At 35.6% G+C, this 17,632-nt stretch carries 14 protein-coding genes and 2 pseudogenes; 15 read left to right on the top strand and 1 reads right to left on the bottom strand.

The window, feature by feature from the left end; all coding sequences use genetic code 11:
- From EFD62_RS18135 to EFD62_RS16235, 14 genes and pseudogenes are all read left to right on the top strand, one after another.
- The coding region (locus EFD62_RS18135) for a DUF5702 domain-containing protein (RefSeq protein WP_235832688.1) at positions 1-1,990 on the top strand (1,990 nt) is incomplete at its 5' end.
- A gap of 39 nt (positions 1,991-2,029) precedes the next feature.
- Positions 2,030-2,602, top strand: a complete 573-nt coding sequence (locus tag EFD62_RS16295) for a hypothetical protein (RefSeq protein ID WP_128706508.1) — start codon at positions 2,030-2,032, stop codon at positions 2,600-2,602.
- A 57-nt stretch (positions 2,603-2,659) separates the two neighbouring features.
- The gene (locus EFD62_RS16290; RefSeq protein ID WP_128706507.1) at positions 2,660-3,631 is read left to right on the top strand and encodes a copper amine oxidase N-terminal domain-containing protein; all 972 of its coding nucleotides are present in this window, start codon (positions 2,660-2,662) and stop codon (positions 3,629-3,631) included.
- Positions 3,632-3,652: 21 nt separating this feature from the next.
- Positions 3,653-6,457, top strand: coding sequence for a hypothetical protein (locus EFD62_RS16285; RefSeq protein WP_069194872.1), 2,805 nt, complete (start codon positions 3,653-3,655; stop codon positions 6,455-6,457).
- A gap of 92 nt (positions 6,458-6,549) precedes the next feature.
- Complete coding sequence (locus tag EFD62_RS16280; RefSeq protein ID WP_069194871.1) at positions 6,550-7,746, top strand: TadE/TadG family type IV pilus assembly protein; 1,197 nt, start codon at positions 6,550-6,552, stop codon at positions 7,744-7,746.
- Between the two features lie 655 nt (positions 7,747-8,401).
- Positions 8,402-8,647 carry a DUF5702 domain-containing protein gene (locus tag EFD62_RS16275; protein ID WP_069194870.1) on the top strand — a complete coding sequence of 82 codons (246 nt, stop codon included), beginning with the start codon at positions 8,402-8,404 and terminating at the stop codon, positions 8,645-8,647.
- Positions 8,648-8,686: 39 nt separating this feature from the next.
- Complete coding sequence (locus EFD62_RS16270; RefSeq protein WP_069194869.1) at positions 8,687-9,259, top strand: hypothetical protein; 573 nt, start codon at positions 8,687-8,689, stop codon at positions 9,257-9,259.
- A gap of 57 nt (positions 9,260-9,316) precedes the next feature.
- Positions 9,317-10,288: a copper amine oxidase N-terminal domain-containing protein gene (locus EFD62_RS16265; protein ID WP_069194868.1), complete on the top strand. Its 972-nt coding sequence runs from the start codon at positions 9,317-9,319 to the stop codon at positions 10,286-10,288.
- Between the two features lie 20 nt (positions 10,289-10,308).
- Complete coding sequence (locus EFD62_RS16260; RefSeq protein ID WP_069194867.1) at positions 10,309-10,866, top strand: hypothetical protein; 558 nt, start codon at positions 10,309-10,311, stop codon at positions 10,864-10,866.
- A gap of 65 nt (positions 10,867-10,931) precedes the next feature.
- Positions 10,932-11,153, top strand: coding sequence for a hypothetical protein (locus EFD62_RS16255; protein WP_069194866.1), 222 nt, complete (start codon positions 10,932-10,934; stop codon positions 11,151-11,153).
- 48 nt (positions 11,154-11,201) lie between these two features.
- The gene (locus EFD62_RS16250) at positions 11,202-11,774 is read left to right on the top strand and encodes a hypothetical protein (RefSeq protein WP_069194865.1); all 573 of its coding nucleotides are present in this window, start codon (positions 11,202-11,204) and stop codon (positions 11,772-11,774) included.
- A 57-nt stretch (positions 11,775-11,831) separates the two neighbouring features.
- Positions 11,832-12,803, top strand: a pseudogene (locus EFD62_RS16245) (copper amine oxidase N-terminal domain-containing protein).
- 522 nt (positions 12,804-13,325) lie between these two features.
- Entirely contained in the window at positions 13,326-13,859 is a 534-nt protein-coding gene (locus tag EFD62_RS16240; protein WP_069194864.1) for an RNA polymerase sigma factor, read from the top strand.
- 20 nt (positions 13,860-13,879) lie between these two features.
- Entirely contained in the window at positions 13,880-15,547 is a 1,668-nt protein-coding gene (locus tag EFD62_RS16235) for a LolA family protein (protein WP_069194863.1), read from the top strand.
- 65 nt (positions 15,548-15,612) lie between these two features.
- On the opposite strand, the gene EFD62_RS16230 is transcribed toward EFD62_RS16235, so the two are convergent.
- Entirely contained in the window at positions 15,613-15,834 is a 222-nt protein-coding gene (locus EFD62_RS16230; RefSeq protein WP_069194862.1) for a hypothetical protein, read from the bottom strand.
- Positions 15,835-16,809: 975 nt separating this feature from the next.
- On the opposite strand from EFD62_RS16230, the pseudogene EFD62_RS16225 reads away from it, so the two are divergent.
- Positions 16,810-17,632 (top strand): annotated as a pseudogene (locus EFD62_RS16225) (dockerin type I domain-containing protein); the annotation flags it as partial.

Here is a 17,632-nt window from a genome sequence, read left to right as displayed (position 1 = left end):
AATAGATGAGCTTAGCCTGAGTGATTTTGAAAATGCAGTTCCGGATATTGACGCAGTGCGTGAAAGACTCAATATTGAGACAGTAAAGGCTAAAATAGGAGAGTACAAAGGCAAAAACAATGGCAATCCCATTGACTATTATGCAGACAAAGGGTTAATTTCCGATAAGCCCAAGGAAGGTGAAAAGGACCCCAGGGATGCCATAGGGGAGTTTACTAAAAAAGGCGGACCCGAGGATGAAAAGCCGATAAAGGAAAGCAAGAAGACAATGCCTGAAGATGTACCGTCAAATAAGGGATATAAGCCGACGGAGCTTGAAGAAATAAAAACTGACATGGAACATGTGTATAATATACTTGGAATTATCGCTTCAGGAGGAGAGGCAAAAGGGGGCGTAGCCGGGAAAGAACTTGCAGTTGTGGACATGGGAAAGGCATCATTTTCAAAGGACAATACGGAGTTTTCAAAGAATGGGCTGAATTATATTTCCGAATTGTCTGATATATTTGCGGATGGAATTTATAACTTAAGAGATGAAATATATATAAATGAGTACATAATGGGAAGCTTCGCAAATTATAGCACAGACATGGAAAAGGACTTGGATTTAAGAGGAGATTTAATGAAAAACAGGCCGGTGTTCTTTGATGCAAATAATGCGGATGTAGAATACATTCTGGGAGGGTTTGCCAATGAAGAGAAGAACATAGATACAGTGAAGGCACAAATTACTCTTGTGAGATTTGCGTTGAATGTAATAGCCATATATACTGATCCGGTAAAGTTCAACAGGGCGCTAGAAGTTGCTACAATTGTAGCAGGTTGGACTGGTGGTGTAGGTGTGCCCATAATACACACGTTGATTATGATGGCTTGGGCTATGGCGGAATCTTTATTCGATGTATATTTGCTGTTAAAGGGTGATAGTGTACCAATATTTAAAACGAGGAATACATGGATAACGGATATTAAAGGACTTTCGACAACAATTACAAATGAAATTATTGATACAGCTAAAGAAAATGCGAAATTTGTTTCTGAGAAAGTGGTTGACTATACGGAGAACAAAGCTAACGATTTTCTGGAAAATGCGACTACAACTATAGCAGACTACATTGACTCAAAAGTAGATTTACTGGTAGATAAAGCATTTGCTAGTATTGAAAATCCTATTAAAGAAGGAACACATTCCGCAGAGAATATTTTTGATGATTTAGAGGCAAGTTTAAATGTTAAAGCTGAGGGAGAAATAGGAGACATAATGAATAAGATTAGCAGTAAAGTTCAAACTTTGCTTCTTCAACAAATGGAAACTGTTGAAAACAGTGCTGTAGGCAGTTATGTGCCCGACATTATTCAAGGAGTTAATTATACAGATTTTCTTGAGGAATATAAAGATAGAAATCTTAAAGAAGCTATAGCAGAACTTACTGAAGAACTTGCAGAAGGGAAGGAATTGCTGGGCTATAACATTGATGAAACAAGTAAAAAAGTAAATAGTATGATTTTTAATACTATTCAGGAAGCCAAAAAGAAAGTGAAAAATAATATAAAAGATGGAATTGAAGAGCAAAAAGAAGATTTTGTTAAAGAGTTCAAAGAGACATTCAAGGAAACTGCTGACAAAGGAAAAGAGGAAGTAAATAAATTTATTGATTCTATCGGCAATACAAGTGATTCAGAGATAATGAAAACAAACCTTAAGGGGTCTTTCCTCTCTATGAAGTATGCTGATTACCTTAGGCTGTTTTTGCTTTTTACAAACGAGGATGTGAAGATGAAAAGAATAGCTGATTTGATACAGGTAAATATGAGGACTGTATCAGGAAATAAAACTTTTAAAATGTTAGAATGTAGTACCTATATGCGCATCGAATCTTCAGTTTCGATAAAGTATTTGTTTGCCACAAAACCTTTTATGCCAAAGGAATTGAGGACCGAAGATGGAAAAAGAATAAAGTTTGATGTTATCCTGTATAAAGGATATTAACATAAAAATATGATTTATAAAGGAAAGGGATGTTGGATAATGAACAGAGTAAAGTTAATATTTGTAGCAATAATAATATGTTTAGTATCTTTATTATCGGCTTGTGGTGGCAGTGGGAGGGAAAATAATCAACCTTCTAATTCACCGAAAGTAAACTCGGGGAAGAGTACGCATGAGGCAGGAGATGAAAAAGAAAAGACTAATGCTGAAAAATTTCTGGAATATGCGATAGAGGCAGCTGATTTGAGGAATTTTACTGAAACTGGTGATTATGCAGGAATTATGAACACATTACATGATTTATACAAGAAAGATATCACAAATCCTTATACTGGAGGAACTTCATTAACTATAATGAATAGGACTAGGAGTATGATGAAAGATCAGCATTTATCTAGGACAAGATTGTTTAGTGTAGACTGTGTAGTAATAGACGATTATATGACAGATCTTGAAGAAATAGATACAAACGATGTGGTTTATTGCGTAAATCCAGAAAGTAAAGGTATGGTTTTTGCATTTTGGTTTAAAGATGGTGTATACATATATGAGATTAGTGAAAATGGTGAGAAAATAAACGAAATTGAGCATTTCTTCGAAAAAGAAGAATAAAGCTTTGATAGAGATAAAACAAAGCAAACAAAAAGTATAGATGGAGGGCAAATTGAAATGAAAAGAATTGCAAAAATATTAACAGTGATATTAGTGATTACATACTTATTCTCAGTGCCAACATTCGCCGTTGATCTGCCGATTCGAGTAGTAGTAAATGGCACAAAAATAAATTTTCCAGATGTAGAGCCGTTTATTGATGAAAATTCAAGAACCCAGGTACCTATCAGATTTGTTGGAGAAGCTCTAGGTGCAGATGTGGGTTGGGATGGAAATACGAAAAAAGTAACAATAACATTAAACGGAAGAAAAGTAGTGCTTCAAATAGGGAATAAGAATTATGAAGTAAACGGACAGAAAAAACAAATGGATACAGTAGCATTATTAAAAGAGTCCAGGACTTTTGTGCCGGTAAGGTTTGTAAGTGAGGCATTAGGAGCAACTGTGAAATGGAATGCAAATATAAAAACGGTGTATATTGATATGAATGGTGATGTAATACCTTCACCTGATCCTACGGAAGGGTCAGTTAAATACTATGATGGAATAGCTTTTAATGATGCGACAGATGTTGATGCCTATGGCAGAATAAAGATTGAAAAATCAAAAGAGTTTTTGCTCAAGCTAGCAGACCAACTGAGATTTGTGAAGGAAAACGGAAAATACTACATTGAATGTACATATCCGGAAATACCCGAAGGTTATGAGTGGAGTTTGGGTATAACGGTTTTTGATAAAGATGGCACTTATACTACATATTCTCCAGTTGGGCGCAACCCCAAATGGTTAATACCAGAAGAAGGATCATTTAAGAAAGAAGCGACAGATGTCACGAATACTAATGATGTGGATATTATTGGTATTTTGATTTCATTAGATCATCCGGAAACTGAGAGCTTAGGAAAACTGAATATAGTTTATTCCATGGATAAGTCAGATATGAGAGCTAAATTTTTACCAGAGTCAGGAACTATACCTACAGAAAATTATTCAGAAACATTTGACTTCAATAAAATGTTCCAATGGTAGAATGAATTAGGGGGCAAAACAATGTGTAGAAAAATTCTCCATATACTGTTGTTCGCACTAATAATTCAGAATATCTTCTCTTTTGGCTTTTATGCTCCTGATATAGTAAGAGCAGAGACTCTAAAAATTGAAGTTCTTATAGAAGGAGTAGATGAGGAACCAAGAGGTAAAATAATTGGTGAGTATGGGCCTTTTACAAAGGGAATTGAATTATGGCATTATAGTGGCGGTTATTGGGGTTACAAGGGTTTAATAATAAATGATAAGGACTTAGGTAGCAATATTGACGATGAAGAAGCACTTGAGAAAGCCATTAGTGAAGAGATTAAGTTCGATTATGCCATAGACTCTGAGCTATATAAAAAACTAATAGAAGAAGGAGATATAAAGGTTGTATGCTCAACGACATTAAAAGATGAGGTTACTATGGAAAACAAGTCGATTCTAGATTTGTTTTATGGTACGCCAACAATAGAAATTAAGAATGGAAAAATATACTTTTCTGCCAAACCTAAATTTCATTTCTATAACAGGAGATATGTAAATTACCAAAGTATAATAGGAGATAAGCTTAATGTAATAATACCTATAGTCGATCCAGTATATGGATACAATACATATGCAATATGGAAAAGGACTAAAGCGGTGGACTGGGGAGGTGCTTTGGGTTATTTTGATAAGAAGGATATATTTGCAGAAGCACCTTCTGATTCAGGGAGGATTTCACCAGCGCAAATAAAAAATGCATCAGGTCACTTAATTGATGGCTTTACATTTAAGACAGGAGAGACTACAAGAAAGTCCGAAGAGTCCTCTGTAGGGTATGGTACATTTAAAAATGGCGGCGCAGTGGGGATACACTTTGACTACCCCATCAAGTTTACATTTTATTCAGCAAAAGAGCCTAGGGACTTTTCTGTACATTTTGAAAATATACCCCAAAGCGCGGCAAAAGGAGATACCATCACTATTTCAGCTGTAGTTAATTCTACATTTTTAAATGAGGAAACAACTAATTTTACATGGGAAATCACACCTGAAAAGGATAGAGAATTAGATGTAGTATATATTGGAAAGGATGGTGAGGTTAAAAGCGAAGGAGAAATAAGTGTTTTTCCAGAAGGTGACGAAAAAGGCGATCATATTTTCTATGCTATTTTTACTATGCCGGATTGTGATGTAAATGTAAAATTCGCGGTCAATGAAGATGGAACTAATCCAGAAGAAAATGATTTGGAAAATAATGTCGTAAGCGACACAATTGAGGTTGTAAAATCATTTGATAATTTAGAGGTAGTTAACTTGCCATATTATGCTTTGTCAAGAGATATTTCTTTTGATCTTGCTGATGGAAATGAAATTAAGGCGGAACTGAGGTTGCCAAGAGGTAGTTGGGATGGAAATGCTAAAGGTGAGCTAAATGTAACCAATGAAGATAAAGACCTATTGCGCAAATTTGAAGTAAAAAATAACCCTAAGGTTGACGAAGATAGTGAAACAATTATTAGGGAGCCAAAAATAAATGCACAAATACAAAGAAGCGATTTTGGAGACAACCCTTTGGAGAAGAAATATCTTGACTTGGCCGATCCAACGAAACCAATCCAAAGAAAGGCAAGTGTTACTTATGAAGGTAATGTTAAAAGAAACTACACGTATACATATTACTGTGACAAGGAGGAAGATTGCGCTGGACACACAAGAAGTCTATCAACTTCGGCAGCATTTAATAGAGGGAATCATGAGGTTCAAATAAATACATATGTATACAACGGCAAAAAGGATTTGAACCAAAAGGAGTATGAAAATAAAATAAGTAATAATTATGACACAGATTTAAAAGCAAGAATGCTGTGGACAAACAATCCTATTAAATTCAACGTAATACGCTATATGTGTGATCTAGATGTAAATGAAAATCCAACAGTATGGAAATCAGTGCCTGGCAAATACGAAAGGCAATTTGTGCAGCAGTGCAGTGCTGATGTCGACTGGGATGTAACCAGATCAATGGCTCAGGATTACAGACAAGCCCGGGATGCAGCTAGCAGAATGAAATACGACAGCTCACTTTACGACAAGGCTGTATTTGCCACAGACATAAGCATGAAGGATTACGACTATCCGATAAAATCAGGCTATTACTTTAATCCGACAGGTACATATACATTTGAAGTCACAACTGTTAACTATAAGAATAACCAGGATGATACAAGAGAGCATAAAGAGCTTGTGAATGCACTAATCAACTCCTTCAGATATGAATCAAATCTGGTATATATTGATGCTAACAACCAGGCTGTAAATATTGCGAATGGGCCTTATACAGACCCTGGAGTATTGACCACAAAAAACAACAAGGGCATAGGCGGTGAAGAACTGATAACTGTATTAGACAGAAGCAAAGATTCTAGTCGCTACAAAAAGGTAGTGGAGGAGATAGTGCATAATTCCAAAATGGTGGATGATGAAAATGAAAACGGAAGTCACGACTATTGGAAAATGTCTATGGAAGGTTATTCTTTGTCAGGTAGCTTGGACAGTTATAATAAGTATAAATACCGCGAGTATGTTGCAGGGGGAAATGTATTTAAAATAACTGAGACGACAAAGGTTACAATTATAATAAACAAAGATAATAAAAAGTTTTATACTCACCCCAAAATGGCTGATGGAGAATACTATATCACAGTTAGACTTTCTGACATAAACTTAAATGGAATGTCTGATGTGGACTACAAATCAATAAAAGATGCATTGAAGGGTGTAGTTTTAGAGAGCATCAAGATCACCGTAAAAGGCTCAATATATGATGATATAAGCTAATTCTTGCAAAGTAAGAGTGTACGAGCTTGAGAACAGCAGGTTAACATGCCGGACAAGAGCATATTATTAAATAACAAGAGCAAGGTGAAAGTATGAATGTTTTAAGAGATCTGTTGAAAAAAAAGAATGGGTCATTAACTGTAGAGGCTGCAATTTCGTTGCCCCTGTTTATGTGTGTTTTTTTATCTATAGCTTTTTTCATGAAGGTTGTGTACATACATAATAATGTCCAGTATGCAATAAACGGTGCAGCCAATGAAGTTGCAACCTACAGCTATCTTTATTCGATTTCCGGTCTTCGGGAGTTGAATGATGCTGCTACAGAAACAGCCGATGAATATGGAGGTACTGCATCAGACCATACAAAGCAGGTGTTAGAGGCCTTTGATGCATTAGGAGATATTTCGGAGGAGAGTGTAGATTCCTTTAAAGGATTAGCAACAGGTGATTCAACTCAAATAGACAGATTGAAGGAATTGTATGAGGAAAGTAAAATTTCAATAGGCTCTGTTAAGGATGTATTTGGAGAAGTAAAGGAGAACCCCAGGAAAGAATTCATCAGTGTTGCTTCCTTATTCTTTAGTGCAGGATTTGAGAAAATTAAGGATGAATTATCGGAACCTATAATTGAACTCTTCATGAGAAAATACATTGATGAAAGAATTTTTAACAGCAAGGGTGGGCCAGGTGCTTACATTGTAGTAAATGAAGGGGAGGATCCGTTAGAAGCCTTTAGCTTTAGCAATAGAGTATTTGCTGATAATAAAAGCGTCGATATTGTAGTGAGATATAAGATAAAGACATCACTGCCGATAAATATCCTTCCTGAAATTCACATGGAACAACGTGCAACCGTTAGAGGTTGGATGAATGGAGATGCATCGGCACCGGTAGAAGTTAAAGAGTCTTTATGGGATAAAGCTCCTTTTGACTATGGTAAACAGATTACTGCGAAAGAGCTAGAAAAATATCCGAATAGATATCCGGATACTGGGGATATGTATGAGGTTAGAAGCATCAACTTAGATTGTGAGACCTATAAAGATATCAAAAAAGCAAAAAGCTCATTAAAGAGCAGTATTAATAAATTTGGTTCAAAGACTAAAGGTGTTGGAGGAGTGACTTCAAGAACATTCATCATAGTAATACCCGAAGGGACTTTGACCGATGAAGTCAAAACAATGCTAGAAGAGCTGAAAAGTGAAGCTGCTTCTGGAACACCTTCGATAAAAGTGGTTTATAGTGAGGGATACGGAAGACAAAGTAATGTGGATGAAAGCAGCGAATAAAAAGAGTAAAAGTCACAAGAATTTTTATATTCTAATATACTAAGAATAATTTTGCAACCCCTCAAGAAATACAGGATTCCTGTTATATTGAGGGGTTTAAGTTTACTCCTATATTTATGCAAAACGTTTTAGTGCAAAGGTTAGGATTAATATTCTTAGAGAGCATGAGGAGTGATTCCATTAAAATATTTTAATATTAATTAATAAATTGTCTTTTGATAGCTTTATAAAAATTATATTGGCATATTTGCTATTTTATACTATAATCTTTATTACTGAGTCATTGATTTTTGAGAAATCTATTATTATATGCATAAAAATAGTGGATATGCAAAGTTGCGGAGTGATAGGGGGAATCGCTTATGAGATTTTTTAGTAAATAGGAGGGATAATATCAACTTTTTGTACATTGTTTTATTAATAATAATTATTCCTTCCACCGTTTGGGTCGAAGGAATACGAGTGAAAGCAATATTGGGGCAAAGTGAGAGCGCATTCGATATATCGGTTAAATCAGATCTTGCAGTCTATGATTAAAATATTGACAAATGCTTCGTAGGTGTTAGGGAGGAAGAGGGTAAAGCCTTTAATAATGCCACAATTGCTAACAAATTTAGTACAGATAATAAATATCTAATTTAGTGGAAATAGCAGCATGATATGTCCTTTCAGAAACAAGAACGTGAAAATGAAAAGAATAGTTGATTTGATACAGGTAAATATGAGGACTGTTTCAGGAAATAAAACTTTTAAAATGTCAGAATGTAGTACCTATATGCGTATCGAATCTTCAGTTTCGATAAAGTATTTGTTTGCGACAAAACCTTTTATGCCAAAGGAATTGAGGACCGAAGATGCAAAAAGAATAAAGTTTGATGTTATCCTGTATAAAGGATATTAACATAAAAATATGATTTATAAAAGAAAGGGATGTTGGATAATGATTAGAGTAAAGTTAATATTTGTAGCAGTAATAATATGTGTAGTATCTTTATTATCGGCTTGTGGTGGCAGCGAGGAAGGAAATAATCAACCTTCTAATACATCGACAGCAAACTCGACACAGAGTACACAGAATGCAGGAGATAAAAAAGAAAAGACTAATGCGGAAAAGTTTTTGGAGTATGCCATAGAAGCTGCTGATAAGAGGAATTTTACTGAGACAGGTGATTATGCAGGAATCATGAATACATTGCATGATTTGTATAAAAAAGACATCACAAATCCTTATACTGGAGGTAGTTTAATATATGTGATGAATAGAACGGCATCTTATATTGAAAATAGTAATATGTCTGTAACAAGAGGGTTAGGTGTTGACTGTGTAGTGATAGATGATTATATGACGCAACTTAAAGATTTAGATACATCTGAGGTGGTTTATTGTGTAAATCCTGAGAGTAAAGGTATGGTGTTTGCATTTTGGTTTATGGATGGTGTATACATATATGAGATTAGTGAAAATGGTGAGAAAATAAACGAAATTGAACATTTCTTCGAAAAAGAAAAATAAAGCTTTGATAGAGATAAAACAAAGCAAGCAAGAAGTATAGATGGAGGGCAAATTGAAATGAAAAGAATTGCAAAAATATTAACAGTGATATTAGTGATTACATACTTATTCTCAGTGCCAACATTCGCCGTTGATCTGCCGATTCGAGTAGTAGTAAATGGCACAAAAATAAATTTTCCGGATGTAGAGCCGTTTATTGATGAAAATTCAAGAACGCAGGTCCCTATCAGATTTGTTGGAGAAGCTCTAGGTGCAGATGTAAGCTGGGATGGAAATACGAAAAAAGTAACAATAACATTAAACGGGAGAAAAGTAGTGCTTCAAATAGGGAATAAGAATTATGAAGTAAACGGACAGAAAAAACAAATGGATACGGTAGCATTATTAAAAGAGTCCAGGACTTTTGTGCCGGTAAGGTTTGTAAGTGAGGCATTAGGAGCAACTGTGAAATGGAATGCAAATATAAAAACGGTGTATATTGATATGAATGGTGATGTAATACCTTCACCTGATCCTACGGAAGGGTCAGTTAAATACTATGATGGAATAGCTTTTAATGATACGACAGATGTTGATGCCTATGGCAGAATAAAGATTGAAAAATCAAAAGAGTTTTTGCTCAAGCTAGCAGACCAACTGAGATTTGTGAAGGAAAACGGAAAATACTACATTGAATGTACATATCCGGAAATACCCGAAGGTTATGAGTGGGGGTTAGGTATTGCAATTTTTAATAAAGACGGTACTTATACTACATATTCTCCGGTTGAACGCAATCCCAAATGGTTAATACCCGCAGAAGGCTCATTTAAAAAAGAAGCTACAGATATTACTAATATAAACAACGTGGATTTATTTAGCATTTTGGTTTCATTAGATCATCCAGAAACGGAGAGTTTAGGAATATTGAATATAGCATATTATTTGGATAGATCAAAAATGAAAATAAAGTTTGTTCCAGAATCAGGTGCATTATCTCCAGAAGATTATACTGCAACGTTTGATTTTAATAAAATGTTTCAGTGGTAAAATGGAAATGGAGGTAAGAAATGAATAAAAGTATTTTTTGGATAGTAATGGCTATAATAACGGTGGTAACAATTATATATTCTTTGCAGTATGATGGTAGAGTAGTTAAGGCAGAAACATTGGATATTGAAGTTCTTATAGATGGTGTGGATATAGAACCAAAAGGTAAGATTATAGGTTCATGTGTTCCATTTACAAACGGGATTGAATTATGGCATTATAGTGGTGGATACTGGAAATATAAGGATTTGATTATATATGATAAAGATTTTCAATACGGTTTTTCAGATAAAGATCTGGAAGAAGCAATTAAAGAGAAAATCATATTTGAATATGAAATAGAGCCTGAACTTTATAAAAAATTAATAGAAGAGAGATATATAAAGGTTGTATGTTCAACAACATTAATAAATGAAAAAACTATGGAGAATAAGTTGATTTCGGATTTATTTTATGATACTCCGACTATAGAAATCAAGGATGGGAAAATATACTTCTCTGCTAAACCTAAGTTTCATTTTTTCGAGAGAAATCATATAAATTACCAGACTATAGTTGAAGACACAAACCTAATGTAACAATACCTATAGTTGATTTGGTGTATGGATACAACACATACGCAATTTGGAAAAGGACTGAAGCGGTGGATTGGGTAGGTGCAATGGGTAATTTTGACAAAAACGATATACTTGCATTTGCACCTCCTGATTCAGGGAGGATTTTACCAGCACAAATAAAAAATGAATTAGGTCACTTGATTGAGGGCTTTACATTCAAAACAGGAACGATTACAAGAAAGTCCGAAGCGTTCTCTGTAGGATATGGTACATTTGAAAATGGCGGGGCAGTAGGAATACACTTATAAAGGATAATAATATAGAGATATGTTTTTTAGGGAAGGGGATGCTGTAGAATGATTAGAGTAAAGTTAATACTAGTAGCAGTAATAATATGTGTAGTATCTTTATTATCGGCTTGTGGTGGCAGCGAGGAAGGAAATAATCAACCTTCTAATACATCGGCATCAAATTCGACACAGAGTACACAGAATGCAGGAGATAAAAAAGAAAAGACTAATGCTGAAAAGTTTTTGGAGTATGCCATTGAGGCTGCTTATTTGAGGAATTTTACTCAAACTGGTGATTATGCAGGGGTTATGAATACATTACATGATTTGTACAAAAAAGATATTGAAAATCCTTATACTGGAGGAACTTCATTAACTTTAATGAATAGGACTAGGAGTATGATGAAAGATCAGCATTTATCTAGGACAAGATTGTTTAGTGTAGACTGTGTAGTAATAGATGATTATATGACACAGCTCAAAAAATTAGATACAGACGAGGTGGTTTATTGCGTAAATCCAGAAAGCAAAGGCATGGTGTTTGCATTTTGGTTAATAGATGGTGTATATATATATGAAGTTGATGAAACTGGTGAGAAAATAAACGAAATTGAACATTTCTTCGAAAAAGAAGAATAAAGCTTTGATAGAGATAAAACAAAGCAAGCAAGAAGTATAGATGGAGGGCAAATTGAAATGAAAAGAATTGCAAAAATATTAACAGTGATATTAGTGATTACATACTTATTCTCAGTGCCAACATTTGCCGTTGATATGCCGATTCGAGTAGTAGTAAATGGCACAAAAATAAATTTTCCGGATGTAGAGCCGTTTATTGATGATAATTCAAGAACCCAGGTACCTATCAGATTTGTTGGAGAAGTTCTAGGCGCAGATGTGGGGTGGGATGGAAATACGAAAAAAGTAACAATAGCATTAAACGGAAGAAAAGTAGTGCTTCAAATAGGGAATAAGAATTATGAAGTAAACGGACAGAAAAAACAAATGGATACAGTAGCATTATTAAAAGAGTCCAGGACTTTTGTGCCGGTAAGGTTTGTAAGTGAAGCATTGGGAGCAAGTGTGAAGTGAAATGCAGATATAAAAACGGTTTATATGGATATGAATGGTGATGTAATACCTTCACCTAATCCTACGGTAGGGTCAGTTAAATACTATGATGGAATAGCTTTTAATGAGGCGACAGATGTTGATGCCTATGGCAGAATAAAGATTGAAAAATCAAAAGAGTTTTTGCTCAAGTTAGCAGACCAATTGAGATTTGTGAAGGAGGACGGAAAATATTATATTGAATGTACATATCCGGAAATACCCGAAGGCTATAAGTGGAGTCTGGGCATAACATTTTTTAACAAAGATAGCACTAGCGATGGGTATTCTCCAGTTGGGCGCAATCCGGAATGGTTAATATCAGCAGAAGGGTCATTTAAGAAAGAAGCCACTGTTGTTACTAATATAAATAATGTAGATTTTCTTGGTATTGTAATTTCATTGAATCACTCAGAAAGTGGAAAGCTAGGAACATTAAGAATATTGTATTCTCTGGACAAGTCAGATATGTGGGCAGCTTTTGTACCAGAGTCAGGAACTATACCTACAGAAAATTATTCAGCAACATTTGACTTCGATAGAATGTTCCAATGGTAGAATGGCTTATTTTGAAGTTCTTATAAAAGATTAGATTAACTGGTGAGTGTAGACTTATTACACAGGGAATTGAATTATGACACTTTAGTGATAAAATCAGGTAAAGGTTTGCTTTGAGTAGAACTTCAGAAAAGCAATTGATTACGATATAAAGTATAAAATTAAAAAATATTGATATCAAAGTAATGTAAGTGAAAGCTGCGAATAAAACTAGTAAAAATCACAAATTCCAATATGCTAGAATAATTTGAAATCCCTCAAGAAAAACAGTGTACCTGTCGTATTGAGGGGTTTTTGATTGCCTGTTAGCGTTAATACCCCCATATGCCTTCCAGATGAAAACACCACAAAAAGTACCACGAATACAAACGAATTATACAATCAAATTGACGATAACAAGCTGGAAAAAACATTTATCATTTACACAATAAAAAATGGCAATAACTAAATGTAACGTTAATGGCCTCCGAAACGTTATTATTAGTGTATATATAACTGGCCAAGGAAAAGGAGCTAAGAAGTATGCTGAAGGAGGACACGTTTAAAAAAGCACAGGACGGTGATTTGAAGTCGGTAGAAGAAATCTGTTCTTCAACATGGGAAGCTGTATACCGCTTTATATATTATAAAGTCCAAAACCGTCAGGAAGCGGAGGATATAACTCAGGAGACCTATGTTAAGGCACTTTCCCATTTACAAAAGAACAGTGTAAAGATAGAGCAATATACAGGATTTCTAAAAACCGTTGCACTAAATATTCTGCGGGATAAATGGCGTAAGAAAAAACGCCGGGGTACAAACGTAAATATTGAGGCGATAGATGCCGAAAAAACTGCAATTGAGGATGAGACAGAGGCAAGCGCCCAGCGCGAATTGATACGAAATGCATTAGATCGCCTTAACGAGGAGCAACGTATGGTGGTTGAGCTAAGGATACTCAAGGGCTATTCGGTGGCCGAAACCGCAAGAATTATCAAGAAGAAAGAGTCCACTGTTCGCGTGCTGCAGTACAGAGCATTGCAAACCCTTGCTTCAATACTAAAAAATAATGATTAACTTGAAGGAGGTATAATTCTATGGATAACAATGAAAAGAAATTATCCGAATACATTGATAAATTAAACGCCGAGAAAATGCCTAAGGAGCATGATGAACCAACGGATTCACCGGAGTTGGACGAGCTTATGGATACAGTAAGAAAGGTTCGAAGTCTAAGGGAGCCTGATCTTCCTGAGGTAGATTACCCGAAGAAACTGGCTCGTGTAGTGGGTAGACAATTATGGCAAAAACCTTCCAATAGAAAAAGAAAATGGGCATGGCTTGCAGGAACAGCGGCTATTTCGGCAGTTGCAGCCTTGGTTCTTTTAGTGAATTTTGCACTGTATCCCGGCAGAACCGACATTGTGTACGCTATGGAGCAAGCATATAAGGAAGTTAGGGCATATCACGGAATCCTTAGCATTGTTGAGACCAACCTTAAAGGAGAAGAGACCTTGCAATCAATGCGGGAGGTCTGGGCAGATAATGAAGGACGCTACTATGTAAAGGAGCTTGAGGGCTTTCAAAAAGGACTAATAACTGTAAACAACGGAGAGAAGAAGTGGCAGGTTTGTCTCGATGAAGGACAGGTATATGTCTTTTCTGCCTTCCCTGATCCGTACAGATTCACCTTGGAGCTGGGTAATGAAATAAATGATGCTAAGAATGCTACACAGATAAAAACCATTGGGAAGGATGTAGTTGCTGGAAGAAAGGCCACAATACTTGAAGTGCTACCCAAAGGGGGAGAATCCTATCAAATATGGATTGATGAAGAGACTAATCTGCCATTGCAGAGGCAGAGAGCGATGGTGAATGCAATCCAGTACAGGGTAACCTACACGAGTATTGAGTTTAGTGACAATATACCTGGGGAGCTTCTTACTTACGACTTACCCCAAGGCTTTGAGGAAATAGATAAAAATTCCGAGCAATTGGTAAACAACATTGAAGAAGCGGCAGAAATAGCTGGATTTACTCCGAAAGTTCCGGAAAATCTCCCTAAGGGGTATGTAAGGGACAGTATAGCGGTAACAGATGGCATGAAAGCTATTAAACTAAGTTATACATCGAAGGATAAGAAAAGCCGAGTGATTATTCTACAGGAAAAAGCAACAGATGAGTTTAAGCCTGCCTCAACGTCAGTTTTGGGCAAGGTGGGAAGCAATACTGCAGAAATTCAATCTCCTGTACAAGAGAGCCTTGGAGTGCTTAACGGAGGTGGACAGTATTCGGGGATGGCGGATATTTGTTCAATTCGCTGGCAGGAATCCGGATTTGAATATGCTGTAATAGGTGATGTCACAATGGATGAATTAGTTTTATTCATTGAGAGTATAGCATTGGACCCAGTCCAGATACCATCGGGAGAGGAAGTAGCATCGGATAAGCCTCAGATTGAAGTTGCGGTTGATTTGGAAGCTGAGAAAAATGAGCAAAAAAGCGTGGATGCCGGGCATTCCCCTTGGAAGCTGGACCCTGTGTATGTCGCTCAGGTTTTTGTCAGCCTGAAGATTTCCCCAGAAGGCATTGAAGGAGAGTACCCTGTAAATTATGAAGATATGAAGATTATAAAGAACAACGGCATAGATGCAATAGTGGAGGTAAGCGGAGACATCACAACTGTGCGCAAGGTATATTTAAAGAGGCTGATAAGACAGGATAGTACGGGAATATGGACTGTAGTGGGGTATGATCCAGCTTAGTAATGTGTTGATGCTACGTCATAAACAATATCTTAAGATGAATGAATTAAAAAGAAGAGAGTTAATTAACTCTCTTCTGCCTTTTTATCATATAGATTGTAAGTAATACATTTTGAAGCCCTTCTGGTACGGGTGCTTTTTGCCGATGTATCAGCTTTAGCAGCTTTGGCTGTCTTAGCAGTCCGTTTTCCTGCAGATGAAGGCTTGCTTGCTGCTCTGTTGCTGCAATTCTTGTTAGTACAACTGTCGTTGATAATCAATGAACCGCAGGTGCAAAATTGTGCCAATTTAAATCAACTCCTTTAATATAAGTATATCACAAAAAGTGAATTCTTAGTTACATTATTTTTAAGGTAAGATGAAAAAGTAAAATCTACTTGAATAGAAATTGTAAATAGATTTTACTATTGAACTCATATTCATTGAAAAGTGCGTTTTACGAAATATATAGATACACTTTGAATAAGAAATTCAAAAATGGGATTAAATATACCGGCAGACCTTACTGTACGTTTTGCCGATTCTTAAGTAATAGGCAATTGATTTACGTAATGTACTTATCTGGCATTAAAAAAGAGCTTGCTTAAGCTCTTTTTAAGGTTATAAATTTATATTTAAGGGGTTAGCAGCAACCTCATATCTTAATAATATCTTTTGTTGATTAATAAACTGTGAATAATTTATTAATTTTATATCTCGAAACACAGTAATTTATTTTAATCCCCTACGCACCCATAAAAACCCAATAATCGGCTAAAAAATTTCAGAAGGTCTCCTGATATTTTATTGCCGACTATTATTGAATTTTTAAGTTGCAGACGTAGTTTTTCAAGAGAAAAGTTTTGGTTATTTAAATAGAAAACTGACCCAAATATAGCTTTGATTATGTCGAAAAATGATATATAATTAGTTAAATAAGATATTTATGTCAATATAATAGGGAAACTACATATTTCGTAAGAATATTTTTTATTGCACCATATGAATTTGAGGAAGCATATACAAAAAGATACCGATTAGATATTGATAAATGCAGTTTACTTTTAGGTTTAATAGAAGGTATGTGACATCAATTGGTGTGTATTGTACTAATGAATTTTAATGTCTTATTGTGTAAAGTCATACTCAAGATGCATCTGGATTAAGACATAGAAATTAATAATTAACCCGGGAAAGGAGGAAATCAAGCATAGTAGAGGGAAGTAGAAGGGCTTCCTTTATACTTAACACAACTAATAGAAAGATATTTTGGGGGGTTTTAAATGAAAAAGAACAGTTTTATTTCTGCTGTCCTAATTGTATTTATGATGGTATCTTTTTGTTTTGAGGCACCTAATATAGGTGTTGTAAGTGCACAAAACGGTTTTGAAGGGACAGTAGTAAATTCGTTAAACTGTCATCATGGGGACTGCGAAGACGGACATGAAGAAATGTGTGGTTATACCGAACATGGGGACTGCGAAGACGAACATGAAGAAATATGCGGTTATACCGAACATGGGGACTGCGAAGACGAACATGAAGAAATATGCGGTTGCACCGAACATGAGGACTGCGAAAGCGGACATGAAGAAATGTGCGGTTGCACCGAACATGAGGACTGCGAATGCGAAGATGAAGCATGCGGTTGTGAATATGCTTCAGGCAATGATAAAGAGAATACCATATCTAACTTGGATATAAATGATATTGAAACTGCAGAAAATACATTATTTGTGGGGACAAGTCAAGAAATAAAAAGCGGCATTGAGGAATATAGTACTTTAAGTACTGTAGTACTGGCAGCAACATGCTCCCATACATTTAATGGATCATATACGACAACAAAAGAGCCGACATGTACAACGACAGGTAAAAAAGAAGGTAGATGCACAAGATGCGGAGCAGTTGTTTCGACAATTACCATAGCTGCATTAGGGCATAGTTATGGCTCATGGACAACAACTAAAGCGGCAACTTGTACTACCGATGGAAGCAAAAAGAGAACCTGTTCGAGGTGTAAGGCAGTTGATACAGAAACAATAAAAGCAACAGGCCATACATTCAATGGATCATATACGACAACAAAAGAACCTACATGTACAA

The sequence above is a fragment of the Acetivibrio mesophilus genome (genome assembly GCF_004102745.1).
Classification (GTDB): domain Bacteria; phylum Bacillota; class Clostridia; order Acetivibrionales; family Acetivibrionaceae; genus Hungateiclostridium; species Hungateiclostridium mesophilum.
Note: the sequence above shows the minus strand (reverse complement) of the source record. Positions and strands in the feature narration are given on the sequence as shown.